Below are 23045 nucleotides of genomic sequence, written 5' to 3'. Positions count from 1 at the left end.
GCGTCAGCAGCCGAGCAGGCGGGCGCCGAGGTACGCCTGGATCTGGTCCAGCGAGACGCGCTCCTGCTTCATGGTGTCGCGCTCGCGCACGGTCACCGCGTTGTCGTCGAGGGTGTCGAAGTCGACGGTGACGCAGAACGGCGTGCCGATCTCGTCCTGGCGACGGTAGCGGCGGCCGATGGCGCCGGCGTCGTCGAACTCGATGTTCCAGTTCTGCCGCAGGTCGGCCGCCAGGCCCTTGGCCTTCGGCGAGAGCTGCGGGTTGCGGGACAGCGGCAGGACCGCGACCTTGACCGGCGCCAGGCGCGGGTCGAGACGCATCACGGTGCGCTTCTCCATGACGCCCTTGGCGTTGGGCGCCTCGTCCTCGACGTAGGCGTCCAGGAGGAAGGCCAGCATCGCCCGGCCGACACCGGCCGCCGGCTCGATGACGTAGGGGGTCCAGCGCTCGCCGGCCTCCTGGTCGTAGAACTGCAGGTCGGTGCCGGACGCCTTGGAGTGCGCCTTGAGGTCGTAGTCCGTGCGGTTGGCGACGCCCTCCAGCTCGCCCCACTCGCTGCCGCCGAAGCTGAAGCGGTACTCGATGTCAGCCGTGCGCTTGGAGTAGTGCGAGAGCTTCTCCGCGGGGTGCTCGAACCACCGCATGTTCTCCTCGCGCATGCCGAGACCGGTGTACCAGTTCCAGCGCTGCTGCATCCAGTACTCCTGCCACTGCTCGTCCTCGCCCGGCTTGACGAAGAACTCCATCTCCATCTGCTCGAACTCGCGCGTGCGGAAGATGAAGTTGCCCGGAGTGATCTCGTTCCGGAAGGACTTGCCCATCTGCGCGATGCCGAAGGGCGGCTTCTTGCGCGAGGTCTGCTGCACCTGGCCGAAGTTGGTGAAGATGCCCTGGGCGGTCTCGGGGCGCAGGTAGGCGACCGAGCCGGAGTCCTGGGTCGGGCCGAGGTGCGTGGAGAGCAGGCCGGAGAACTGCTTGGGCTCGGTGAAGGTGCCCTTGTTGCCGCAGTTGGGGCAGTTGAGGTCGGCGAGGCCACCCACCGGCGGCTTGCCGTGCTTCTGCTCGTACGCCTCCTCCAGGTGGTCCGCGCGGTAGCGCTTGTGGCAGGAGGTGCACTCGGTCAGCGGGTCGGAGAACGTGGCGACGTGACCGGAGGCCACCCACACCTCGGGGGCCAGGATGACCGACGAGTCGAGACCGACCACGTCCTCGCGCGAGGTGACCATGTAGCGCCACCACTGACGCTTGAGGTTCTCCTTGAGCTCGACACCCAGCGGCCCGTAGTCCCAGGCGGCACGCTGACCACCGTAGATCTCACTGCAGGGGTAGACGAAGCCACGGCGCTTGCTCAGGCTGACGATGGTGTCGATCTTGTCGGCGGCCACGGTGCTCTCTTCATTACGACGACGGTACTGGACAGGGCTGACGCGAAGCGCCTCGGTGGGGGGTGGTGTCGGGAGACGGGTGCGCGGATGCCTCAGATTACCGGCGGGCACGCCCCTTCGATCAAATCGGTATCGGCGCAGTCGCTTCCGGAGGCATCTCATCCGCCTTGTTGACAATCGTTTCCACTTTTGTTGAAAATGACTGTCATGAACGTACGCCGCCTCATACCCACGACCGCCGTCGCCGGAGCAGTCGTCCTCGGCCTCACCGCCCTCTCCGCCTGCTCCGCGTCCGACGCCGCCGACCGCAAGAGCGGCGACAAGCTGAACGTGGTGGCGTCCTTCTACCCGATGCAGTTCCTGGCCGAGCAGATCGGCGGAAGCCACGTCTCCGTCTCCACGCTGACCAAGCCGGGCGTCGAGCCGCACGACCTGGAGCTCAGCCCGAAGGAGGTCGGCGGTCTGAGCGACGCCGACTACATCCTCTACCTCAAGGGCCTCCAGCCCGCCGTCGACGACGCGATCAAGCTCTCCGGGGCCAAGAACACCGTCGACGCCGCGAAGCTCACTTCACTGGAGGACCACGGCGCCGAGGTCGGCGGCGAGGAGCACGCCCACGAGCACGAGGGCGAGGAGGCCGGCGCCGACCCGCACATCTGGCTCGACCCGGTGAAGTACGCCGAGGTCGCCAAGGGGGTCGGAAAGTCGCTGGAGAAGACCGACCCGGACCACGCCGCGGACTACCGCAAGAACACCGACGCCCTGGTCACCAAGCTCGACGCGCTCGACACCGCGTACGAGAACGGGCTGAAGAACACCGCGACCAAGACGTTCATCACCACCCACTCCGCCTTCGGATACCTGGCCGAGCGCTACGGCCTCACCCAGGAGGGCATCGCCGGCATCGACCCCGAGGCCGAGCCCAGCCCCGCCCGGATCAGCGCCCTGCACGCGATCGCGCAGAAGAACAAGGTCACCACCGTCTTCTTCGAGACGCTCGCCAGCGACAAGACGGCGAAGACCGTCGCCCGGGACACCGGCCTGAAGACCGACGTCCTGGACCCGCTGGAGGGAATCACCGGCAAGTCCAAGGGCGATGACTACATCGAGGTCATGGAGTCCAACCTCGCCGCGCTGCAGAAGGCGCTCGGCGCGAGGTGAGCGGCCCCGCCGACCCCGCCGACCCAACAGACCCCGCCGGCCTCACCGGGCCGGCCGACCCGACCGGCCCGAACCGTGCGGCAGCACCGGAGGCGCTCATGCCAGAGCCCCAGCACACCACACCCGACCCCGTCATCGTCGTGCGCGACGCCACGGCCACCCTCGGCGCGCGCCCCGTGCTCCGCGGCATCGATCTGACCGTGCACCGCGGCGAGGTCGTCGCCCTGCTCGGCGCCAACGGCTCCGGCAAGTCGACCGCCGTGCGCTCCGTCATCGGCCAGGTCCCGCTCACCGGCGGCGCCGTCGAGCTCTTCGGCACCCCGCTGCGCCGCTTCCGCGACTGGTCCCGGGTCGGTTACGTACCGCAGCGCACCACGGCCGCCGGCGGTGTGCCCGCCACGATCCGCGAGGTCGTCTCCTCCGGGCGGCTGTCGCGCACCGGGCTGGGCCTGCCCCGCAAGGCGGACCGGACCGCCGTCGACCGCGCCATCGCGCTCGTCGGTCTCGCCGACCGCGCCAAGGACTCGGTGGACGCCCTGTCCGGCGGCCAGCACCAGCGCGTGCTGATCGCCCGCGCGCTCGCCGCCGAACCCGAGCTGCTGATCATGGACGAGCCGATGGCCGGCGTCGACCTGGCCAGCCAGGAGATCCTCGCCGAGACCCTGCGCGAGCAGGTCGCGGCCGGCACCACCGTGCTCCTCGTCCTGCACGAGCTGGGCCCGCTGGAGCCCCTGATCGACCGGGCGGTCGTGCTGCGCGACGGCTGCGTGATGCACGACGGCCCGCCCCCGAAGGCCGTCGGGCAGCACGCCCTGCCCGGCCACGACCACGTACACCCCCACGCGGCCTCCGAGCCCGTCCGGACGGGACTGCTGAGCTGATCATGGAATTCCTCACTCCCCCCTTCATGCAGCGGGCGCTGATCGCCGCCGTGCTGGTCGGCGTCATCGCCCCCGCCGTCGGCATCTACCTGGTGCAGCGCCGGCAGGCCCTGATGGGCGACGGCATCGGCCATATCGCCATGACCGGCGTCGGCCTCGGCTTCCTGCTCTCCAGCAGCCCCGTCTGGATGGCCACGACCGTCGCCGTCGTGGGCGCGGTCACCATGGAACTGATCCGCTGGTACGGACGCACCCGCGGCGACATCGCGCTGGCGATGCTGTTCTACGGCGGCATGGCGGGCGGTGTCCTGCTGATCAACCTCTCCGACACCGGCTCCAACGCCAACCTCACCTCGTACCTCTTCGGCTCGCTGTCCACGGTCTCCTCCGAGGACATCACCGCGATCGCCCTCCTCGCGGCCTTCGTGCTGCTGGTGACGGTGGGGCTGCGACGGCAGCTGTTCGCCGTCAGCCAGGACGAGGAGTTCGCCCGCGTCACCGGGCTGCCGGTGCGCGTGCTGAACCTGCTGATCGCGGTCACCGCCGCGGTGACCGTCACGGTCGCGATGCGGGTCGTCGGCCTGCTGCTGGTCAGCGCCCTGATGGTGGTCCCGGTCGCCGCCGCGCAGCAGATCACGCGGTCGTTCAAGGTGACCTTCGTGCTCTCGGTCGCCGTCGGGGTCGCGGTGACGCTGGCCGGCACCATCACCTCGTACTACCAGGACGTCCCGCCCGGCGCGACGATCGTGCTGCTGGCCATCGGGGTGTTCATCGCCCTGACGCTGCTCGCCGCCCCGCTGGCCCGGATCCGTTCCCGCCGCCGCGCGACGGCGGACGAGCGGTGCACCCTGGAGGTACCGGCCGCCCGCCGGGCCGCGGACGACGCACCTGTGCGATCGGCCTGACCCCGCCGCCGGTGCGGACTGGCACAATGGCCCGACATACGTACGGGCGACACGAGGAGGCTCCTGTGGCGACGGCGCCGATCAGTGGAACGAACGCCGCACCGGTGCGCGGCCGGTCGACCCGGCAGCGGGCGGCGGTGGCGGCGGCGCTCGACGAGGTGGACGAGTTCCGCAGCGCCCAGGAGCTGCACGACGTGCTCAAGCACCGCGGCGACTCGGTCGGCCTGACCACGGTCTACCGCACCCTGCAGTCCCTCGCCGACGCGGGCGAGGTCGATGTGCTGCGCACCACCGAGGGCGAGTCCGTCTACCGCCGGTGCTCGACCGGCGACCACCACCACCACCTGGTGTGCCGCGTGTGCGGCAAGGCCGTCGAGGTCGAGGGCCCGGCGGTGGAGCAGTGGGCCGAGACCATCGCGGCCCAGCACGGCTTCGTGAACGTGGCGCACACGGTCGAGGTCTTCGGTACGTGTGCGGAGTGCGCGACCGCCGGGGGCTGAGCTTCCGGGGCGGCGCTCCCGCCGGCCGCAGACGTTGGGCGGGGGCCGGTATTCCGGCGGTCAGACCTTGGTCAGGTGCCGGTCGAGGATCTCGCGCAGGCGGTCCACGTCGGACCGGTCCCGGGCGCCGCGCTTGGCTATCACGGTCAGTGAGGTGGCGTTCTTGTCGTCGCTGAGCATCACGAAGAGATCCGCCGTCTCCATGTACCGCGGCTGCGCCTGCCACCTGATGACCGTGCTGGCGTTGTGCGTGTCGACGCTGACGCCGGACTCCTCGACCCGCACCCGGAACTCGCCCTGACGCCGCACGAAGCGGAACAGCTGGCGCGCCACCAGCCACGGACTCAGAAACAGCAGCGAGCCGCAGACCAGCAATGCCACCGGCAGCGCCGCCGGCATGTCGGCGCCTCGCGCCAGGGACAGGAAGGTGGCCGCGACGAGACACACCGTCGCGGCCCCCACCAGAATCCGCTGCCGCCGGGCCGCCGCACTGACCCGGCCGCGGGCGCGGAGCGCCGCCGTGTAGTCCCGCAGCTCCGGGTCGTACCTCAGCTCGACCGCACCGTGCACGGCCTCCTGCTGCTCACTCATGGCCCCCCCTGAAGTGTGAAGAGCCGTGATGCTACCGCCAACGGTTCAGGCCGTGGGCTCCGCCTTCCGGGCCGCTTCCACCGCACCGCCGAAGCGGCGGTCGCGCTGGGCGAACTCCAGGCAGGCGCGCCACAGGTCACGGCGGTCGAAGTCCGGCCACAGCACGTCCTGGAAGACCATCTCGGCGTACGCGCTCTGCCAGATCAGGTAGTTGGACGTGCGCTGTTCGCCGCTGGGGCGGACGAAGAGGTCGACGTCCGGCATGTCCGGGTAGTAGATGTACTTCGCGAACGTCTTCTCGTTGACCTTCGACGGGTCGAGCTTCCCGGCCGCGACGTCCTGCGCGATCCGCTGCGCGGCGTCCGCGATCTCGGCCCGGCCGCCGTAGTTGACGCAGAAGTACAGCGTCATCTTGTCGTTGTCCTTGGTCTGCTCCTGGGCGACCTGGAGCTCCTGGACGACGGACTTCCACAGCTTGGGCATGCGGCCGACCCAGCGGATCCGGATGCCGAGTTCGTCCATCTCGTCGCGGCGGCGGCGGATGACGTCCCGGTTGAAGTTCATGAGGAACTTCACCTCCTCCGGGGACCGCTTCCAGTTCTCCGTGGAGAAGGCGTACAGCGAGAGGTTCTTGACGCCCATCTCGATGCAGCCCTTGAGCACGTCCATGACGACGCCCTCGCCGACCTTGTGGCCCTCGGTGCGCGGAAGTCCCCGCTCCTTGGCCCAGCGGCCGTTGCCGTCCATCACGACGGCGACGTGCTTGGGCACGAGTTCACCGGGGATCTTCGGGGGCACGGCACCGGAGGGGTGCGGCTCGGGGGTCTTGTAGTCGCGCCGGTTACGGCCGCCGAGGATTCCGCGTACTGCCATGAGCTCTTCAGTCTCCCTGTGTCACTTTTCCACATACCGCAGCGAACGCAGCCCGCGCTCCAGATGCCAGTGCAGATAGGCGGACACCAGCCCGCTCCCCTCCCTGACGTGACGCGCCTCGCACGCGTCCGCCGTCTCCCAGTCGCCGGAGAGCAGTGCGCTCAGCAGGGTGACGGCTTCGGTCGAGGGTACGACGCTGCCGGGCACCCGGCAGTCGCCGCAGATGACGCCGCCCGCCGCGACGGAGAAGAAACGGTTCGGACCGGACATTCCGCACCGGGCGCAGTCGATGAAGCTGGGGGCGTAGCCGTTGACCGCGAGGGAGCGCAGCAGGAAGGCGTCGAGGATGAGGTTCGGCTCGTGCTCGCCGCGGGACAGGGTGCGCAGGCCGCCCACCAGCAGGAGGTACTGCTGGACCGCGGGCTCGCCCTCGTGGTCGGTGAAGCGTTCGGCGGTCTCCAGCATCGCGGTGCCGGCGGTGTAGCGCCCGTAGTCGGTGACGATGCTGCCGCCGTAGGGCGCGATGGTCTCGCTCTGGGTGCAGAGCGGCAGCCCGCGCCCGATCAGCTCGCTGCCGCGGGCGAAGAACTGCACGTCCACATGGGAGAACGGCTCCAGCCGGGCCCCGAACTTCGACTTCGTGCGCCGCACTCCGCGGGCCACGGCCCGTACCCGGCCGTGGCCGCGGGTCAGGATCGTGATGATCCGGTCGGCCTCGCCCAGCTTCTGCGTGCGGAGCACCACGCCGTCGTCCCGGAACAAGCTCATGGCTCCATTGTCCGGTACGCGGGCGGCCTAGCGGGCCCCGCCCCCTAGGTCGTGTCGTCAAACTGACGTCTGCCGCGCTTCGGGCGACGACGGCAGTTTGACGACACTCCCTGGACCCGGTCCGGTCAGTTCCCGTCCGCACCGCTGCCCGAAGGCACGACGAGCCCGGATTCATAGGCGACGATCACCAGCTGGGCGCGGTCGCGTGCGCCCAGCTTGCCCATGATCCGGCTGACGTGGGTCTTGGCGGTGAGCGGGCTGAGACCGAGGGTCCCGGCGATCTCGGTGTTGTTCAGCCCGCGTGCGACGAGGGCGAGGACCTGGCGCTCCCGGCCGGAGAGCATCCCGGGTCCGCCGGCTCCGGTGCCGGCCGGGGGCTGCGGTGCGCTGAGGACCCGGGCGATCAGCCGGGCGGTCGGGCCGGGCGAGAGCAGGGCATCGCCCGCGGCCACCGTTCTGATCGCGGCGAGCAGCTCGGCGGGCCTGGTGTCCTTGACCAGGAATCCGGAGGCTCCGGCGCGCAGCGCGTCGACGATGTGGTCGTCGGTGTCGTACGTGGTCAGGACCAGGACCTTCACTCCGGCCAGGTCCTCGTCGGCGGCGATCCTGCGGGTCGCCTCGATGCCGTCGAGTTCGGGCATCCGGATGTCCATCACGACGAGGTCGGCGCGGGCGGTGCGGGCGAAGGCGACGGCTTCGAGGCCGGTGCCGGCCTCGCCGACGACCTCCATCTCCGGGTCGGAGCCGACGAGCATGGCGAAGGCCGCCCGCACGAGCGTCTGGTCGTCGGCGAGCAGCACGCGGATCATGAGGCGGTCTCCTGTTCCTGTTCCTGTTCCTGCGCGTGGGCCAGGCGTTCGTGGGCCGCAGGCGGTACGGGACCCGGGGCCCGGGTCTGTTCCTCGTCCTGGTTCTGGAACGGCAGCAGCGCCGAGACCTCGAAGCCGCCGCCGGGGCGGGGCCCGGCGTCCAGGGTGCCGCCGGTGCTGCGGGCGCGTTCCCGCATCCCCACGATGCCGAAGCCGGGGGCGGAGCCGGCCTCCGCCGGGCCGGTGCCGTCGTCGGTGACCGTGACGCGCAGGGCGGCCGGGCCGTCGGGTTCGACGGCGACGACGATGCGGACGCCGGGGCCCGCGTGCCGTACCGCGTTCGTCAGGGACTCCTGCACGATGCGGTACGCGGCCGCTCCGGTCGCCGGGGCGAGGCGGCCGTCCGGCGCGCGCACCCTGAGGTCGACCCGGGCCCCGCCGGCCTCCGCGGCCCGTACGAGACCGGGCAGGGCGGCCAGGTCGGGCAGCGGGCCGTCCGTGTCGTGCCGGCCGCCCTGCCCGGTATCGCGCAGCACCTGGAGGGTGGTGCGGAGTTCCGCCCTGGCTTCGCGGCAGGTGTCCGCGATGTCGTCCAAGGACGCGGCGATCGCCTGCCGGTCGAGCCGCTCCGGGTCGACGGTCAGGATGTGCGAGGCGACCGAGGTCTGCACGCCGATGAGGGTGATGCTGTGGGCCAGCAGGTCGTGCAGGTCGCGGGCGATCCGCAGCCGTTCCTCGGCGACCCGGCGCCGGGCCTCCTCCTCCCGTGTCCGTTCGGCGCGTTCGGCGCGCTCCAGCATCGAGGCGACGTACTGGCGGTAGATGCGCACGTCGACGCCGCAGAACAGGATGGCGATGACCCACCCGGAGATGCGCAGCAGTTCCAGCCCCTGATGGGCGTCGATGGTGAGCACCACGGTCACCATCACGGACGTCACGCCGATGCCGGTGAGCAGGGTGCGCAGCGGGCGGCCGGTCACGGCCACGGTGTAGAGCGCGATCCAGGTCTGCGGCATCGGAGCCGTGTGGGCGTTGTCGAGGCCGTGGTAGAGCATCAGCAGCGGGATCATGGCGAGCAGGGCGAGGACGGGGCTGCGCCGCCGCCACACGAGCGGTGCGGCGCTGCCCAGCAGCAGGAGCCAGCCGAGTGCGTCGGGCGTCATGGCGTCGTCGGCGAACAGGGCGAGGGCGGCGGAGAGCGCACCGGCGCCCACGGCTACGAGGGCGTCGGTGCGCGTCTTGTGCGGCGCGTGCATGGGATCGCGGTTGACGACGGCCAGAATGCGCTCGCGGCGGCGTGGGGTGGTGGACACACCGCCATCCTCCGGTACGGGCCGGGGCACTGTCAGGGCGTCCCGACGAGTTCGGGCGCGCGGGCGTCGGGCGCGGCGGGCGTACGGCTGAGCGCGCCGGGCCACCACATCCTCCGCTGCAGGGCCACACTCGCCGAGGTCACCAGATAGGTGCGGACGAGGAAGGTGTCGAGCAGGACGCCGACGGCGATGACGAAGCCCATCTCGACCAGGCCGACCAAGGGCATGTTCGTCAGGACGGCGAAGGTGGCGGCGAGCACGAGTCCCGCCGAGGCGATCACGCCGCCGGTGGTGCGCAGCGCGGTGAGGGCGGCCTCGGTGGGCTCCGCGCCGCGCCGGGCCTCCTCGCGGACCCGGTGCATCAGGAAGATGCCGTAGTCGACGCCGAGGGCCACCAGGAAGACGAAGGTGAGCAGCGGCAGCCCGGGATCGGTGCCCTCGAGCCCGAGGACCGGTCCGAAGACCAGCCCGCCGATGCCGAGCGCGGCGCCCCAGACGGCGACGACGGCGGCGACGAGCAGCAGGGGGGCAACGAGGCTGCGCAGCAGGGCGATCAGGATCAGCAGGACGGAGAGCAGGACGAGCGGGACGACGATGCCGAGGTCCCGGGAGCTGGCCGTCTCGAGGTCCATCTGCTGGGCGCCGGGCCCGCCGACATGGCTGCCGTCCAGGCCGTCGCGCAGGGCGCGGATGGTGTCCCGTTCGCCCGCGGTCTCGGGCCGGGCCTCGGCGACGACGGACAGTTCGGTCCAGCCGCCGCCGCTGCGGCCGCGTTCGGCTGAGGCGACGCCTTCGGTCGTACGGGCCTTCGCCAGCGCGGCGCCGGCCCGGTCGTCCGGGGTCAGCACGGTGATCGGCTGGGTGGAGCGGCCGGGGAAGGCGTCGGCGAGGGTCGTCATGGCGGTGACCGAGTCCGGCCTGCTGGTGAAGGAATCCTCCTGCTTGAGGTCGCCGGGCAGGTTGAACGCGCCGAGCGACAGGGCGCCCAGCAGCACTCCGCCGCCGACGAGCACGGCGACGGGCCGGCGTCCCGCGGTGCCGCCCATGGCGGCGAACAGCGAGCGGCGCTTCTTCGGCTCGGAGCCGTACACGGGGACGAGCGGCCAGAACACCCGGCGGCCCAGGAGCACCAGGACGGCCGGAAGCAGCGTCAGCATCGCCAGGAGGGCGCACAGCACCCCGACGGCGGCGATGGGTCCCATGCCGCGGCTGCTGGTGAGATCGGCGGCCAGCAGGCACATCAGGCCCGCCGCGACGGTGGCGGAGGACGCGACGACGGCGGGCCCGCAGCCGCGCAGCGCGGCGGCCATCGCCTCGTGCGGCCGGGCGGTGCGGGTCAGCTCCTCGCGGTAGCGGGAGACCAGCAGCAGGGCGTAGTCGGTGCCCGCGCCGAAGACGAGGATCGTCATCACCGCGGAGCTCTGGCCGGTGACGGTGACGTCGAAGCCGCGGTTGAGGCCGTAGACGACCGCCATGGACAGGGCGTCGGCGACGCCCGCGACGACGAGCGGCACCAGCCACAGCAGCGGGCTGCCGTAGATGAGGATCAGCAGGATCGCGACGACGGCGACGGTCGTGTAGAGGAGCGGTCCGCCGAGCGAGCCGTAGACCTTCTGCGCGTCGACGTTGAGCGCCCCGGGGCCGCCGACCTCTGCTTCCAGTCCCCCGCCGCCCTTCACGCTCTCGCGCACCTCGTCGACGAACGCGGTCCGCGCCTCGTCGTCCTGGCCGGGCTCCGTCGTGGAGACCGGGTACATCAAAGTCGTGCCGTCCTCTGACGGCACCGCGCGCGGCGGTGCGGTGAGGGTGTGGGCGCCCGCGACCCCGGCGGTCTGCCGGGCCGCCACGGCCCGGTCGGCGGCGGTGAGCCCGCCGTCGCGGTGGTAGACGAGGACGAGATCGGTCGACTCACCTCCGGGCAGCGTGTCCTGGATCTTCGCCACCTGGGTGGAGTCCGCACTCGCCGGCAGATAGTCGACGGCGCGGTTGACCTGTACGTCCCCGAGCCTGCCCGCCAGCGGTCCGGCGATCGCGATCACGGCGACCCAGAGCGCGACGATCGCCCAGGGCAGCATGCGCCACCTGCTCCGTGGCCGCGTCCGCTCGCCCTTGTCCTGTCCTGCGGCCCCCATGGGAGGCCCCCTTTCCGTACGGGTGTCCGGTCAGGTCCAGACTTCCGTCGGGGCGGGGGTGACGCGTCGCACCGGGGGCCGACTTCCCCGCTACTGCCGGGGAGGGCGCGAGGGCGCGGCTACTCCCCGGGGAGTAGCGGTCCGGTGCGCGGAGGGATCAGGAGGGCGTACGCGCGGCTGCCGCGAGCAGCCGGGCGGTGTCCTCGGCGCGCAGCCGCAGCGCCCCGCCGACCGTGGTCAGCACCTCGCGCTCGGCCGGGCTGTACGGGCCGTCGGCGAGGGCGATCCTGGCGCCCTGGAGCAGAATCGATTCCCGGCCCGCGGGCGCCAGATGGGGGGCGAGGGGTTCCAGCGCCTCGTGGAGCTCGATGGCGAGGGCCGCGCCGCAGGCCTCGGCCGCGGGGTCGAAGGAGGAGCCGTGGCCGATGTCGGCGGAGAGGATCTCGACGACGGTGGCGAGCTGTTCCTTCGTACAGTCCTCGAAGCCGGCGCCGCGCACGGTCTCGACCGCCGTCTCCAGGACGGTGCGGGAGGTGCTGCCGCCCGCCGCGAGGACCCCGAGGGTCACGGTGTGGACGGCGTCCCTGAGCATCGCGGAGAACCGCGTGGTGGTGGGGTGTTCGAGCGCCTCGGTGTCGAAGTGGGCGTGACAGGCCGCGCATTCGACGACCGGGCCCACGGTGCCGCGCCGCAGCAGCGGCACACCGAGGACGGCGAAGCGGCGGCGCCCGGTCAGGCGGCGGTAGTTGCGGTCGCCTCCGCAGCCGGGGCAGAAGAACTCACCGTCACCGATGGCGTCCCACAGGGTGCGGATGCCGCAGATACGCAGCTTTGTGGCGCGTTGTCCCAGGGCTGACCGCACGTCGAACACCTCCGTAACTCCCCCGTGGCCCTCAGGGCACGGGAGGTGCCACCTCCGGCAACGTTGCCGTGTGAACGTGATGTTAACCACATCCGTAAAGCGGCGTCAGCACCTCGCCCGTCACAACCGCCCGGAGATGGCCGAACCCCGCCCTCCCGGTGGGGTGGGCGGGGCTCACGGACCGTACGACTTCATGCCCTTTCGGGCACGGGGTCAGCGGGTGGCGCGGTTGACCGCGGAGACGACCGCCTTCAGGGAGGCCCGCGTGGTGTTGGGGTCGATGCCGATCCCCCACAGGACCTTTCCGTCGATGGCGCACTCGATGTACGAGGCGGCCTGGGCGCTCGCGCCCTCGCTCATCGTGTGCTCGGTGTAGTCCAGCAGCCGCGCGTCGATGCCGATGGCCTGCAGCGCTTCGAAGAACGCGGAGATCGGGCCGTTGCCGGTGCCGGTGAGCATGGTGTCGACGCCGTCCACGGTCGCCTCGACCGTGATGGTGTCCTGGCCGTCCGAACCGGTCGTGCTCTGGCCGGAGCGGATCTGTACGCGCCCCCAGGCGTTCTCCGGGTTGGGCAGGTACTCGTCCTGGAACGTGGTCCAGATCTGCGTCGGCGTGACCTCGCCGCCCTCGGCGTCGGTCTTGGCCTGAATGATCCGGGAGAACTCGATCTGCATGCGGCGCGGCAGGTCCAGCTTGTGGTCGTTCTTCAGGACGTACGCGATTCCGCCCTTGCCGGACTGCGAGTTGACCCGGATGACGGCCTCGTAGGAACGGCCGACGTCCTTCGGGTCGATCGGCAGGTACGGAACGGCCCACTCGAGATCATCGACGGTCTTGCCCTGGGCGGCCGCGTCGGCCTCCATGGCGTCGAAGCCCTTCTTGATGGCGTCCTGGTGGGAGCCGGAGAAGGCGGTGTAGACCAGGTCGCCCGCGTAGGGGTGGCGCGGGTGGATCTCCGTCTGGTTGCAGTACTCGCTGGTGCGGCGGATCTCGTCGATCTGGGAGAAGTCGATCTGCGGGTCGACGCCCTGCGAGAAGAGGTTCATGCCCAGCGTCACCAGGTCGACGTTGCCGGTGCGCTCGCCCTGGCCGAACAGACAGCCCTCGATCCGGTCCGCTCCCGCCATCAGTGCCAGTTCGGCGGCGGCGACGGCGGTGCCGCGGTCGTTGTGCGGGTGGACGGACAGGCAGACGTACTCGCGGCGCGACAGGTTGCGCGACATCCACTCGAACCGGTCCGCGTGCGTGGACGGCGTCGAACGCTCCACGGTGGCGGGCAGGTTGAGGATGATCTCGCGGCCCTCCTCGGGCTGCCACACGTCACAGACCGCCTCGCAGACCTCCAGGGCGAAGTCCAGCTCGGTGTCGGTGAAGATCTCGGGGCTGTACTGGTAGCCGAAGATCGTCTCCTCGCCCAGGATCTTCTCGGCGTACTCCATGATCAGCCGGGTGCCGTCCACCGCGATCTGCTTGACCTGCTCCTTGGAGCCCCGGAAGACCACGCGGCGGAAGGTGGGGGCGGTCGCGTTGTACAGGTGCACGGTGGCACGGTGGGCGCCGCGCAGCGATTCGACCGTCCGCTCGATCAGCTCCTCGCGGGCCTGCGTCAGGACGGAGATCGTCACGTCCTCGGGGATCGCGCCCTCTTCGATGATGGAGCGGACGAAGGCGAAGTCGGTCTCACCGGACGACGGGAAGCCGACCTCGATCTCCTTGTAGCCCATGCGCACCAGCAGGTCGAACATCTCGCGCTTGCGGGCCGGCGACATCGGGTCGATCAGGGCCTGGTTGCCGTCGCGCAGGTCGGTGGAGAGCCAGCGGGGCGCGGTGGTGATCCGCCTTTCGGGCCAGGTGCGGTCGGGGATGTCGATGGCCTCGTACCGGCCGTACTTGTGGATCGGCATCCCGGACGGCTTCTGCAGGGCCGTGGCGTTGGTGATCGGTGTGGGGCGGCCCACGGCGCTCTCGGCGGGCGTCTGCGCGGGATTCACTTCGGTCATGGCGTAGGGCTCCTCGGGGTCCGGCAAGGGGACGGCCGACCGTGTTTCCTGCAACACCAGACTCCGCGGGGAGGGGGTCGGCCTACGACTACAGGCCCTCGCCGCGGCAGCTAAGGAGAAGCAGCCCGAAACGCATGATGCGAAGAGACTAGCCGAGGGACGCCCGGGACGTCGGTGCCGTATCAGTATGCGGGATCGCGTCCGTTAACCGGCGAACAGTGAGGGATCACTCTATTTCGTCAATTCCTGGTTGCAACCAGTGACATCACAGTCACGCGCTGCCACAGTCGTGTGTATGCAGCCTCGATCCCAGCACGACATCCGTCCCGTCTTCTGCACCATCGTGCCGCCCCACATCCTCGACAAGCTGTCGCAGTCCGACGACCCCGTCCTCGCGGCCCCTGCCCGCCGCACCCTGGAGGCCGACGCCGCCCGGCGCACCCGCCGCCAGGTCACCACCCTCGTCCGGACCACCGTCGCGCCCGCACCGGAGGGCGACCGGTCCGGCAAACCCGACCGCACGATCTACGACTGCCGCCACGGCACCGATCTGCCCGGCACCAAGGTCCGCGCCGAGGGCGAGGACCCCACGTCCGACGCAAGCGTCAACCGCGCGTACGCGGGCCTCGGCGCCACTTTCGACCTGCTGCTCAGCGCCTACGGCCGCCGCTCGATCGACGGCAACGGACTTCCGCTGATCGGCTCCGTGCACTACGACGAGCAGTACAACAACGCCTTCTTCGACGGCGAGCAGATGGTCTTCGGCGACGGGGACGGGGAGATCTTCCTCGACTTCACCGTCGCCATCGACGTCATCGCCCATGAGCTGGCGCACGGGCTCACCCAGTACACGGCCAACCTGAACTACTACGGCCAGTCCGGCGCGCTCAACGAGTCGGTGTCGGACGTGTTCGGCTCCCTGGTCAAGCAGTACTCACTCGCGCAGACCGCCGAACAGGCCGACTGGCTGATCGGCGCCGGTCTGCTCGCGCCCCGCGTCCAGGGGGTGGCGCTCCGCTCGATGAAGGCGCCCGGTACCGCTTACGACGACGACGTGCTCGGCAAGGACCCGCAGCCCGCCTCGATGGACGACTACATCCACACGGGCGAGGACAACGGCGGGGTGCACCTCAACTCCGGCATCCCCAACCGCGCGTTCTACCTGCTGGCCATCGCGCTCGGCGGCAGTTCCTGGGAGCGGGCGGGCCAGCTCTGGTTCGATGTGCTCACCGGTGGTGAACTGGCGGTGGACGCGGACTTCGCGTCCTTCGCCCGGCTGACCGTGGCGGCGGCCCGCAGCCGCTTCGGCGAGGGCGACGAGGTCGAGGCGGTCCTCAAGGCCTGGTCGGAGGTGGGCGTACCGACCGCGTAGGGACACGACCCGGGCCCCGGGCCGTCCGTCGAGGAAGGACACCGCGCATGCGGATTCGGGTGAGCAGGACCGGCGGCTTCGCCGGCATCGCGCGCCACCGCGAGATCGACACCTCGGGACGGGCCGACGCGCCCGAATGGGAGGCCCTGGCCGAATCGGCGCTCACCGACGGCCGGGAAGCGCCCGCGAAAGGCGTTCCGGACGGCTTCAGCTACCGCATCACGGTCGACGACCGCACCGTGCACTGCGCGGACCCGCGGCTGACCGACGCCCAGCGCGCCCTGGTCTCACGCGTCCTGAAGGAGGGCGCGTGAGACCGGCGGCGCGGGGTTGACGGCGCGGGCCTCAGAACCCGAGTTTGCGCAGCTGCTTGGGATCACGCTGCCAGTCCTTGGCGACCTTCACATGCAGGTCGAGGAAGACCGGCGTGCCGAGCAGCGCCTCGATGTGCTTGCGCGACTTCGTGCCGACGTCCTTCAGCCGCTTGCCCTTCGGGCCGATGATGATGCCCTTCTGGCTGGGCCGCTCGATGTAGACGTTGGCGTGGATGTCGAGCAGCGGCTTGTCCGCCGGACGGTCCTCGCGCGGCAGCATCTCCTCGACGACCACCGCGATGGAGTGCGGCAGCTCGTCCCGTACGCCTTCGAGCGCGGCCTCCCGGATCAGTTCCGCGACCATGACCATCTCGGGCTCGTCGGTGAGGTCGCCCTCCGGGTAGAGCGGCGGGCTCTCCGGAAGCAGGGGTGCGATCAGGTCGGCCAGCAGGCCGACCTGGTCGTCCTTGACCGCGGAGACCGGGATGATCTCCGCCCATTCGAAGCCGAGCTCCTCGCCGAGGCGGGAGACGGCCAGCAGCTGTTCGGCGAGCTGCTTGGACTCGACCAGGTCGGACTTGGTGATGATCGCGATCTTGGGCGTCTTCTTGATGCCCGCGAGTTCCTTGATGATGTACTTGTCGCCGGGGCCGAGCTTCTGGTCGGCGGGCAGGCAGAAGCCGATGACGTCGACCTCGGCCCAGGTGGTGCGCACGACGTCGTTGAGCCGCTCGCCCAGCAGGGTGCGCGGCTTGTGGAGGCCGGGGGTGTCGACCAGGATCAGCTGTGCGTCCGGCCGGTGCACGATGCCGCGCACGGTGTGCCGGGTCGTCTGGGGCCGGTTGGACGTGATCGCCACCTTCTGGCCGACCAGAGCGTTCGTAAGGGTGGACTTGCCCGCGTTGGGACGGCCCACGAAGCAGGCGAAACCGGCCCGGTGGGGGGCGGTGTTCTCAGCCTGCTGCGCAGCAGCTTCTGGGTTAGGTCGAGCGCTCATGGCGCCCATTGTCCCCGATCCCGGCAGCCGCGGGGCACCACGGACGCCTCTTACCTCTTCTCAGGCCGTGCGGCGACGGTTCCGGCGTGACCGGATCCACAGTGCGGCGCCCCCGGCGAGCGCGGCGAGCAGCACGCCTGCGACCAGCCAGGGCAGGGCGAAGTACGAGACGGAGGCGGACTCGCGGGTGTCGCGGGCGCTCGCGGTCAGCTTGATCTCGCCCCACTCGACCTGAGGCGCGCCCGCCCACTCCTCGGTGAGCCGGACCTCCTGGCGGGGCAGCAGCTCCGAGGGGATGTGCTTGAGGTCTCGGGCCAGCAGGGTGCGGCCGAACAGGCCCTCGGCCTTGAGGGCGACCTCGGGCTTCAGGGTGACGTTGCCGCGGTTGCGGAGCGTGTACGAGATGACGGCCCGGGACTTCCCCGTGCCCGGGACGAGCGGCTGGGTGTGTTCGACCGTGAGGTCCTCGACGGAGAGCGCGGGCATGGTCGGCCCGTTGACCCGGAGGTAGATCCGGGCGCCGACCGCTTTCTGGATGCCGACGGCGACGGCGCCCGCGTCGGCGGGGTCGATGCGCTCGTCGAGGGCGACGAGTGCGCCGGGGTGGTCGCCGGGTTCGGCGTCCTCGGGCACCTCGATGGTGACGGGCACGGTGACCGAGCCGTGCGGTTTCACGGTGACCCGGTCGCGGCCGGCCTTCGCCCAGGCGCCGACGGAGCGCTGCTTCTCGTTCTGCGCCCGGACCGCGAATCCGCCGTCGCGCGCGGTGTTGTACGCGTCGGCGGCGTACAGCCGGAAGGTGAGCGGTTCACCGGTCTTGTTGGTGACGGTGACCTTGTCGGTGAGGGTGGCGCCTGGGTCGGCGGAGAGGTAGAAGTACGGCCGCGCGCCCGCGTCGGCGGTGGCGGGAAAGACCGACCAGCTGCCGTTGTCGGCGGCGCCGGCCGGGGGCGCGCCGAGCAGGAGCAGAGCCCCGGCCAGCAGGGCGGTCAGGGTCGTCGGGATGACGGAGGGTTTGCGCACGGTGCGGGCTCCCAGGTGCACGCTCGGGCGGGGGCGGGCCGGCCGGGTGCGCGCCCGGCCCACCGGTTGATCAGTGGTTCTCGCTCATGTGCTCCGTAGTTCTCGCTCACGTACTCCGTGTCGATCGCTCAGGTACTCCGTGTCGATCGCTCAGGTACTCCGTGCCGATCGCTCAGGTGAGGGTCAGCGTGAGGACCCCGGTGTACGCGCCGGGGGCGGTGTACGCCGGGACGTCCAGCGAGAGCTGGGCATCGACGGTGAACGCACCGCCGGTGAACGCGCCGTCCGGCGTGGACGCCAGGGTGGCCCCCGCGCTGCCGACCGTTCCCCCGGACCCGGCCGCGCAGGTGCTCGGGCTGCCGGGCTTCGTCGCGCAGGCCGGGCTCCAGCCGAGTGCGGACGCGCCGATCGTCGCCCCTCCCGGGCCCGTGAAATCGGTGACCTTTCCGGTCAGGGACCAGCCCGCGGGGCCGCCGCGGAAGTCCTGGACCGTCACGGTCTGCAGGGCGCCGGTGGAGGCGCCGCCCTGCCCGAAGTCGACCGCCGAAAGGGCGACGGAGTCCCCGGCCTGGGTCATGGAGAGCGTCCCCGGCTTGACGGAGGACGTCAGCTTCTGGCTGCCTTCGGGGATCTCGCCGCCGCCTCCCGTGACGGTGTAGGCCTGGGGGCCCGCACCCTTGGCGGCGTCCCAGCCGGCGCCCTCGTACGCGACGATGCCGGTGGTGGCCGGAGCGTTGACGGTGAGCTGTCCGGTGAAGGAGCCCGAGCCGTCCGCCGTGACCGTCGCGGTGTCCCCGGTCGGGGCGTCACCGGCCCGGCCGGCGAGCGTCACGGACGCGCCCGCGGTGAACTTCGACCCGGTCACGGTGACCGGGTCGCCGGCCGCGCCGGAGGCCGTAGCGAGCTGGATCGCCCGTTCGTTGACCTGGCCGCCGCCGTCCGTGGCGATGATCGTCTGCGAGACGGGGGCGGGCGGATCGGTGACCGTGCAGGGCGTGTCCAGCTCCATGAGGTAGCTGGTGTGGATGTTGTAGTCGCCGGGCGAGAGGGTGATCTCACCGGGCGCGGTGACGGCGAAGGTGCCGGTCATGGAGAACGACGGGAAATCGCCCTTGCCGGGCACGGGTGCGTTCTTCTTCGGTCCCGCCACCGTGAGGCCGGCGGACTGCGCACCGCCGACGGTGACCTTGCCGGTCGGCGTCATGATGTCGGCGGGCAGCGCCAGGTCGACCGGGTTGCTCGCGGCCGGTCTGATGACGGTGTACGTGACGATGACGGTGTCGCCGACCTTCGGGGCGGCGTTGTCGACGGTGATCTCGGCCGAGGTCGTTCCGTCGATCGGCGGGAGGCCCGCGATGGCGGGCGGGATGCAGTGGGTCGGGAAGTCCACCGCGACCGAGGCCGTCGCGCTGGCCTGCGCGGGCCCGGCGAGCAGCCCTCCCCCGGTGACGACGAGGGCGCCGACGCCCAGCGCGGCGGCCCAGCGGCGGCCGAGGTCCGGTCGGCCCGGGCGACAGGATCTTCGGCTGTCGGATCTTCGAATGGCTTGGCGCATGGAGCCCCCTCCTGCGGGATCCGGCGCGGCGGCTCTTCCGCGTCGGCAGGGAGCCATTGATGACGTCGGTCGAGAAGAAGTCAATGGGATCGAAACGCGCTGACTGATGGGCCATCAGATGGTGTCAAGATCCGTGTTTCCCGCGCATCCCGTACGAACGCCCCGCGCCGGCGGGCGCGGGGCGTTCGTCCACACGAGGGGGGTCCCGCGGAGGTTCAGCCCGCCGTCACGGTGACCCGCAGCACCCCGTCGGGGCCCGCGAGCAGCACGGGCGTGTCGGCCCCGCCCAGGTCCCGTACCGCGGCCCGGTCCTCGTCGGAGGGGGTCTGCGCCTCGGAGACGACCGCGGCCGCCTCCAGTGACGTGGCCCCGCTGGCCACGGCCATCGCGACCGCCGTCCGCAGCGCGCTGAGCCGCAGCGACTCCAGCTCCACGGTGCCCGCCACATACGTGCGTCCGGTCTCGTCCCGTACGGCCGCGCCCTCCGGCACACCGTTGCGGGCGCGGGCGCTGCGCGCCAGCGTGACGATCTTGCGGTCCTCGGCCCCGAGGTCGGTGCTATCGGTCATGTGCCGAGCATACGAAGTACGGCGACGGGAGCGGCACGCGGGCGTCCGGACGGCTCATGCCCGTACCTGGTGCATCGAGCCCCGCCGGCCCTCCGGCGAGGTCAGCCACCGCAGCTTCTCCTCCGTACCGGTGCCCGGCCACGGGTTGTGCAGCACGACCACCAGATCGGGGCGGGCCGGAATACGCAGCTGCGTCACCTCCATGGCCAGCGTGCCGACCACCGGGTGCGTCAACTGCTTGCGCATCTGCCCGCCCGGCGCGACGTCCCGCCGGGCCCACAGCTCGGCGAACTCGGGGCTCCGCTCGGCCGCCTCCGCCACGATCGCCCGGAACCCCTCGTCGTCGGGGCATTCAGCGCACGCGGCCCGGAACTCGGCGACGACCTTGGCGGCGATCTCGTGCCAGTCCTTGTTGCGGACCCGGTGGACGGGATCGGTGAAGAAGTCGATCACGCAGTTCTGCGGCCGGTCGGGCCCCATCCCCATCACCGCCGAGGCCGCTTCGTTGTACAGGATGATGTTCCAGTACGCGTCCATGATGTGGGCCGGGAACGGCATCCAGCCGTCGAGGAGCCGCTGCAGTCCCGCACACATGTCCGTGTGCGCCGGATCGACCTCGGGCGCGGGCGGGTTGAGCCCCGCCAGTACGTAGAGGTGACGGCGTTCGGCGCTGCTCAGCCGCAGAACCCGGGCCACGGAGTCCAGCACCTGGGGCGAAACGGTGATGTCGCGGCCCTGCTCCAGCCACTGGTACCAGGAGACGCCCACCCCCGCGAGGACCGCGACCTCCTCGCGGCGCAGCCCCGGCGTGCGCCGCCGGGCCCCGCCGTCCGGGAGGCCCGCCTCGGACGGGCTGACCCGAGCCCGCCTGCTCATCAGGAACTCCCGCAGCTCGCCGAGGCGGTGCGCCTTGCCCGCGTCCGCCGCGGCCCGGGCCGGTGTGCCCACGTATCCCCCTGGTGTACGCCCGCGCCTGCCTGGTGGTGCGGCCAACAGGATAAGTTCCGGCTCCCCACGGATATTCCGACGGCCGCAAGGTCATGTCATGGCGATCGATTCACCCTCCTCCGCAGGTGTCACCACTCCCGTCCCCGCACCTCCCGCCCCGGACCGGCTCTCCGGCCGGGCCCGGCTGGTGCTCCTCGTCCTGTGCGCCGCCCAGTTCATGGTGTCGCTCGACTTCTCCGTACTGAACGTGGCCCTGCCGGTCCTCGGCGACGACCTCGGCCTGAGCCGGTCCGGCCTCCAGTGGGCGGTCACCGCCTTCGCCCTGCCGTCCGGCGGCTTCCTTCTCCTCTTCGGGCGGATCGCGGACCTCTACGGCCGCCGCCGGCTGTTCCTCACCGGACTCGCCGTCTTCGGCGCGGCCTCGCTGCTCGCCACGCTCGCCTGGAACCCTGCCGCCTTCCTCACCGGGCGGGCGCTCCAGGGACTCGGCGCCGCGGCCATCGTGCCGACCGGGATGTCCCTGCTCACCACCACGTTCCCGGAAGGACCGCAGCGGGACCGGGCGCTCGGGATCAGCGGCACCCTGCTCTCCCTCGGCTTCACCGTCGGCATGGTGGCCGGCGGCACCCTCACCGACACCCTCGGCTGGCGCTCGACCATGGGACTGCTGACCCTGGCCGCGGTGGTCGTCCTGGCGGCTGCGCCCGCGCTGCTCACCGAGTCCCGTACGCCCGACCGGCCGCGGCTCGACGTACCGGGCGCGGTGGCCGTCACCGGTGGGCTTCTCGCCCTGATCTACTCCCTCTCCACGGCGGCCGAACACGGCTTCGGACGTATGGACGTGCAGGCCGCGCTGGCCGCCGGGGTCGTCCTGCTCGCCGCCTTCGTGGTGGTCGAGTCGCGGGCGTCCGCCCCGCTGGTCTCACTGCCGATGCTCCGCCGGCGCACGGTCGCCTTCGGCAATCTGGGCGGGCTGCTCACCTTCTCGGTCATGAGCACCATCGTCTTCGTCCTGACCTTGTACCTGCAGGAGGTGCTGGACCTGTCGGCCTTCGGGACCGGGCTGGTCTTCGGCGTACAGGGCGTCGCCTCGGTGGTGGCGGGCGTGTACGCCTCGAAGGTCATCGGCCGATTCGGCGCCCGGCGCACCCTGTCGGCCTCCCTCCTGAGCCAGGGCCTGTTCATCGCGGCGCTGCTGGGCCTCGGTACGGGTTCGGGCGTCTGGCTGGCCACGGCCGCGGTCTCGCTCGCCAGCATGTGCCACCTCGGCGCGATCATCGCGTACGGCCTCACCGTCACGTCGGGGGTGCCGAACGCGGAGCAGGGTCTCGCGACGGGTCTGGTCACCACGACGCAGCAGGTCGGTCTCACGATCGGGATCCCGCTGCTCGGCGTGATGGCGACGACCCAGGGCTCACTGTTCGACGGGGTGCGGACGGTGGTCGCGGTGGCTGCGGGGCTGCTGGTCGTGGCGGCGGCCGTGGTGGGCGCGGGGCTGCGCCGGGGCTAGAGGATGAGGTCCTCGCGGGCCGCGGCCTCCTCGTAGGCGGCGGTCAGTTCCGCCAGCACGCCGTCCGTGGGGGCCGGCGCCCCGGTCAGATGGGTGGCGCGCAGTTCCGCCATGAAGCGGTCCCACATCACAGGGCCGCCGGCGGCCAGCAGCTCGGCCCGCACCGTCAGCTCGGGCGCCGTGTCCAGCCAGCGGGCGCCCCATGCGCCCAGCTGGGCCATGACCGGAACGAGTTGAACGGCGGCCTCGGTGAGGTGGTAGGCGACCTTCTGGCGGTGGCTGGGATCGTCGTCACGGGTGAGCAGCCCCGCCGCGACGAGTTTCGCGAGCCGGTTGGCCAGGATGTTCGACGCGATGCCTTCCATGGAGGCGTTGAGCAGCTCACGGAAGTGGGTGAGGCCGCCGAACATGATGTCGCGCAGCACGATCAGGCTCCAGCGGTCTCCGAGGAGCTCGACCGTCATGTTGATCGGGCAGCCGGACCGGCCCCGCGACACGGGCAGCTTCTCGACGGGAACTGGTTGCAACATGGGAGCAGTCTAGATAGCTTGACAACCGGTTGCAGATCGCAACCG

The 23045-nt window shown here is 71.2% G+C and carries 22 protein-coding genes; 7 read left to right on the top strand and 15 right to left on the bottom strand.

What is annotated here, in order from left to right; translation table 11 throughout:
- Positions 1 to 3: 3 nt before the first annotated feature.
- The gene (locus ABTX18_RS05885; protein ID WP_352121494.1) at positions 4 to 1386 is read right to left on the bottom strand and encodes a glycine--tRNA ligase; all 1383 of its coding nucleotides are present in this window, start codon (positions 1384 to 1386) and stop codon (positions 4 to 6) included.
- A 207-nt stretch (positions 1387 to 1593) separates the two neighbouring features.
- On the opposite strand from ABTX18_RS05885, the gene ABTX18_RS05880 reads away from it, so the two are divergent.
- From ABTX18_RS05880 to ABTX18_RS05865, 4 genes are all read left to right on the top strand, one after another.
- Positions 1594 to 2547 (top strand): metal ABC transporter substrate-binding protein, encoded by a 954-nt coding sequence (locus ABTX18_RS05880; RefSeq protein ID WP_352121493.1) that lies wholly within the window; start codon positions 1594 to 1596, stop codon positions 2545 to 2547.
- Between the two features lie 98 nt (positions 2548 to 2645).
- Complete coding sequence (locus ABTX18_RS05875; RefSeq protein WP_352121492.1) at positions 2646 to 3428, top strand: metal ABC transporter ATP-binding protein; 783 nt, start codon at positions 2646 to 2648, stop codon at positions 3426 to 3428.
- Between the two features lie 2 nt (positions 3429 to 3430).
- A complete protein-coding gene (locus tag ABTX18_RS05870; RefSeq protein WP_352121491.1) occupies positions 3431 to 4333 on the top strand; it encodes a metal ABC transporter permease in 903 nt (300 codons plus the stop codon).
- 65 nt (positions 4334 to 4398) lie between these two features.
- Complete coding sequence (locus ABTX18_RS05865) at positions 4399 to 4833, top strand: Fur family transcriptional regulator (RefSeq protein ID WP_352121490.1); 435 nt, start codon at positions 4399 to 4401, stop codon at positions 4831 to 4833.
- A 60-nt stretch (positions 4834 to 4893) separates the two neighbouring features.
- Here the strand turns inward: ABTX18_RS05865 and ABTX18_RS05860 are convergent, their stop codons facing one another.
- The 8 genes from ABTX18_RS05860 to leuA all read right to left on the bottom strand — a co-directional run bounded on the left by ABTX18_RS05860 (position 4894) and on the right by leuA (position 14182).
- The gene (locus ABTX18_RS05860; RefSeq protein WP_352121489.1) at positions 4894 to 5424 is read right to left on the bottom strand and encodes a hypothetical protein; all 531 of its coding nucleotides are present in this window, start codon (positions 5422 to 5424) and stop codon (positions 4894 to 4896) included.
- A gap of 45 nt (positions 5425 to 5469) precedes the next feature.
- A complete protein-coding gene (locus ABTX18_RS05855; protein WP_352121488.1) occupies positions 5470 to 6297 on the bottom strand; it encodes an isoprenyl transferase in 828 nt (275 codons plus the stop codon).
- A gap of 21 nt (positions 6298 to 6318) precedes the next feature.
- Entirely contained in the window at positions 6319 to 7065 is a 747-nt protein-coding gene (recO, locus tag ABTX18_RS05850; protein WP_352121487.1) for a DNA repair protein RecO, read from the bottom strand.
- Positions 7066 to 7190: 125 nt separating this feature from the next.
- Entirely contained in the window at positions 7191 to 7874 is a 684-nt protein-coding gene (locus ABTX18_RS05845) for a response regulator transcription factor (RefSeq protein ID WP_352121486.1), read from the bottom strand.
- The gene (locus tag ABTX18_RS05840; RefSeq protein WP_352121853.1) at positions 7871 to 9130 is read right to left on the bottom strand and encodes a sensor histidine kinase; all 1260 of its coding nucleotides are present in this window, start codon (positions 9128 to 9130) and stop codon (positions 7871 to 7873) included. The genes ABTX18_RS05845 and ABTX18_RS05840 overlap by 4 nt, the downstream gene beginning before the upstream one ends.
- A gap of 89 nt (positions 9131 to 9219) precedes the next feature.
- A complete protein-coding gene (locus ABTX18_RS05835) occupies positions 9220 to 11319 on the bottom strand; it encodes an MMPL family transporter (protein WP_352121485.1) in 2100 nt (699 codons plus the stop codon).
- A gap of 157 nt (positions 11320 to 11476) precedes the next feature.
- Entirely contained in the window at positions 11477 to 12181 is a 705-nt protein-coding gene (locus ABTX18_RS05830; RefSeq protein WP_352121484.1) for a TerB family tellurite resistance protein, read from the bottom strand.
- 213 nt (positions 12182 to 12394) lie between these two features.
- Positions 12395 to 14182: a 2-isopropylmalate synthase gene (gene leuA / locus ABTX18_RS05825; RefSeq protein WP_352121483.1), complete on the bottom strand. Its 1788-nt coding sequence runs from the start codon at positions 14180 to 14182 to the stop codon at positions 12395 to 12397.
- A 295-nt stretch (positions 14183 to 14477) separates the two neighbouring features.
- On the opposite strand from leuA, the gene ABTX18_RS05820 reads away from it, so the two are divergent.
- Entirely contained in the window at positions 14478 to 15554 is a 1077-nt protein-coding gene (locus ABTX18_RS05820; protein WP_352121482.1) for a M4 family metallopeptidase, read from the top strand.
- A 47-nt stretch (positions 15555 to 15601) separates the two neighbouring features.
- A complete protein-coding gene (locus ABTX18_RS05815; RefSeq protein WP_352121481.1) occupies positions 15602 to 15868 on the top strand; it encodes a protealysin inhibitor emfourin in 267 nt (88 codons plus the stop codon).
- 31 nt (positions 15869 to 15899) lie between these two features.
- On the opposite strand, the gene era is transcribed toward ABTX18_RS05815, so the two are convergent.
- The 5 genes from era to ABTX18_RS05790 all read right to left on the bottom strand — a co-directional run bounded on the left by era (position 15900) and on the right by ABTX18_RS05790 (position 20960).
- The gene (era, locus tag ABTX18_RS05810; RefSeq protein ID WP_352121480.1) at positions 15900 to 16874 is read right to left on the bottom strand and encodes a GTPase Era; all 975 of its coding nucleotides are present in this window, start codon (positions 16872 to 16874) and stop codon (positions 15900 to 15902) included.
- Positions 16875 to 16925: 51 nt separating this feature from the next.
- Complete coding sequence (locus ABTX18_RS05805; protein WP_352121479.1) at positions 16926 to 17888, bottom strand: WxL protein peptidoglycan domain-containing protein; 963 nt, start codon at positions 17886 to 17888, stop codon at positions 16926 to 16928.
- A gap of 172 nt (positions 17889 to 18060) precedes the next feature.
- Positions 18061 to 19443, bottom strand: a complete 1383-nt coding sequence (locus tag ABTX18_RS05800; protein WP_352121478.1) for a WxL domain-containing protein — start codon at positions 19441 to 19443, stop codon at positions 18061 to 18063.
- Positions 19444 to 19658: 215 nt separating this feature from the next.
- Positions 19659 to 20012: a cytidine deaminase-like protein gene (locus ABTX18_RS05795; protein WP_352121477.1), complete on the bottom strand. Its 354-nt coding sequence runs from the start codon at positions 20010 to 20012 to the stop codon at positions 19659 to 19661.
- Between the two features lie 54 nt (positions 20013 to 20066).
- Positions 20067 to 20960: a helix-turn-helix transcriptional regulator gene (locus tag ABTX18_RS05790; RefSeq protein WP_352121476.1), complete on the bottom strand. Its 894-nt coding sequence runs from the start codon at positions 20958 to 20960 to the stop codon at positions 20067 to 20069.
- Positions 20961 to 21057: 97 nt separating this feature from the next.
- Between ABTX18_RS05790 and ABTX18_RS05785 the strand changes: the two genes are divergently transcribed.
- The gene (locus ABTX18_RS05785) at positions 21058 to 22470 is read left to right on the top strand and encodes an MFS transporter (protein WP_352121475.1); all 1413 of its coding nucleotides are present in this window, start codon (positions 21058 to 21060) and stop codon (positions 22468 to 22470) included.
- On the opposite strand, the gene ABTX18_RS05780 is transcribed toward ABTX18_RS05785, so the two are convergent.
- Positions 22467 to 23000: a winged helix-turn-helix transcriptional regulator gene (locus tag ABTX18_RS05780; protein ID WP_352121474.1), complete on the bottom strand. Its 534-nt coding sequence runs from the start codon at positions 22998 to 23000 to the stop codon at positions 22467 to 22469. The two genes, ABTX18_RS05785 and ABTX18_RS05780, sit on opposite strands and share 4 nt — an antisense overlap.
- Positions 23001 to 23045: the final 45 nt, after the last annotated feature.

This window comes from Streptomyces sp. NPDC096323 (genome assembly GCF_040302845.1).
Classification (GTDB): domain Bacteria; phylum Actinomycetota; class Actinomycetes; order Streptomycetales; family Streptomycetaceae; genus Streptomyces.
The sequence above is the reverse complement of the archived record's forward strand: the minus strand, read 5'-3'. Positions and strand labels throughout refer to the sequence as shown.

What these genes read in the sequence shown, in the direction of transcription:
- ABTX18_RS05860 (WP_352121489.1), bottom strand. Translation starts at nt 5,424, where the DNA reads ATGAGTGAGCAGCAGGAGGCCGTGCACGGTGCGGTCGAGCTGAGGTAC.
- recO (WP_352121487.1), bottom strand. Translation starts at nt 7,065, where the DNA reads ATGAGCTTGTTCCGGGACGACGGCGTGGTGCTCCGCACGCAGAAGCTG.
- ABTX18_RS05800 (WP_352121478.1), bottom strand. Translation starts at nt 19,443, where the DNA reads ATGCGCCAAGCCATTCGAAGATCCGACAGCCGAAGATCCTGTCGCCCG.
- era (WP_352121480.1), bottom strand. Translation starts at nt 16,874, where the DNA reads ATGGGCGCCATGAGCGCTCGACCTAACCCAGAAGCTGCTGCGCAGCAG.
- ABTX18_RS05855 (WP_352121488.1), bottom strand. Translation starts at nt 6,297, where the DNA reads ATGGCAGTACGCGGAATCCTCGGCGGCCGTAACCGGCGCGACTACAAG.
- ABTX18_RS05840 (WP_352121853.1), bottom strand. Translation starts at nt 9,130, where the DNA reads ATGCACGCGCCGCACAAGACGCGCACCGACGCCCTCGTAGCCGTGGGC.
- ABTX18_RS05875 (WP_352121492.1), top strand. Translation starts at nt 2,646, where the DNA reads ATGCCAGAGCCCCAGCACACCACACCCGACCCCGTCATCGTCGTGCGC.
- ABTX18_RS05815 (WP_352121481.1), top strand. Translation starts at nt 15,602, where the DNA reads ATGCGGATTCGGGTGAGCAGGACCGGCGGCTTCGCCGGCATCGCGCGC.
- leuA (WP_352121483.1), bottom strand. Translation starts at nt 14,182, where the DNA reads ATGACCGAAGTGAATCCCGCGCAGACGCCCGCCGAGAGCGCCGTGGGC.
- ABTX18_RS05845 (WP_352121486.1), bottom strand. Translation starts at nt 7,874, where the DNA reads ATGATCCGCGTGCTGCTCGCCGACGACCAGACGCTCGTGCGGGCGGCC.
- ABTX18_RS05780 (WP_352121474.1), bottom strand. Translation starts at nt 23,000, where the DNA reads ATGTTGCAACCAGTTCCCGTCGAGAAGCTGCCCGTGTCGCGGGGCCGG.
- ABTX18_RS05795 (WP_352121477.1), bottom strand. Translation starts at nt 20,012, where the DNA reads ATGACCGATAGCACCGACCTCGGGGCCGAGGACCGCAAGATCGTCACG.
- ABTX18_RS05835 (WP_352121485.1), bottom strand. Translation starts at nt 11,319, where the DNA reads ATGGGGGCCGCAGGACAGGACAAGGGCGAGCGGACGCGGCCACGGAGC.
- ABTX18_RS05820 (WP_352121482.1), top strand. Translation starts at nt 14,478, where the DNA reads ATGCAGCCTCGATCCCAGCACGACATCCGTCCCGTCTTCTGCACCATC.
- ABTX18_RS05785 (WP_352121475.1), top strand. Translation starts at nt 21,058, where the DNA reads ATGGCGATCGATTCACCCTCCTCCGCAGGTGTCACCACTCCCGTCCCC.
- ABTX18_RS05880 (WP_352121493.1), top strand. Translation starts at nt 1,594, where the DNA reads ATGAACGTACGCCGCCTCATACCCACGACCGCCGTCGCCGGAGCAGTC.
- ABTX18_RS05870 (WP_352121491.1), top strand. Translation starts at nt 3,431, where the DNA reads ATGGAATTCCTCACTCCCCCCTTCATGCAGCGGGCGCTGATCGCCGCC.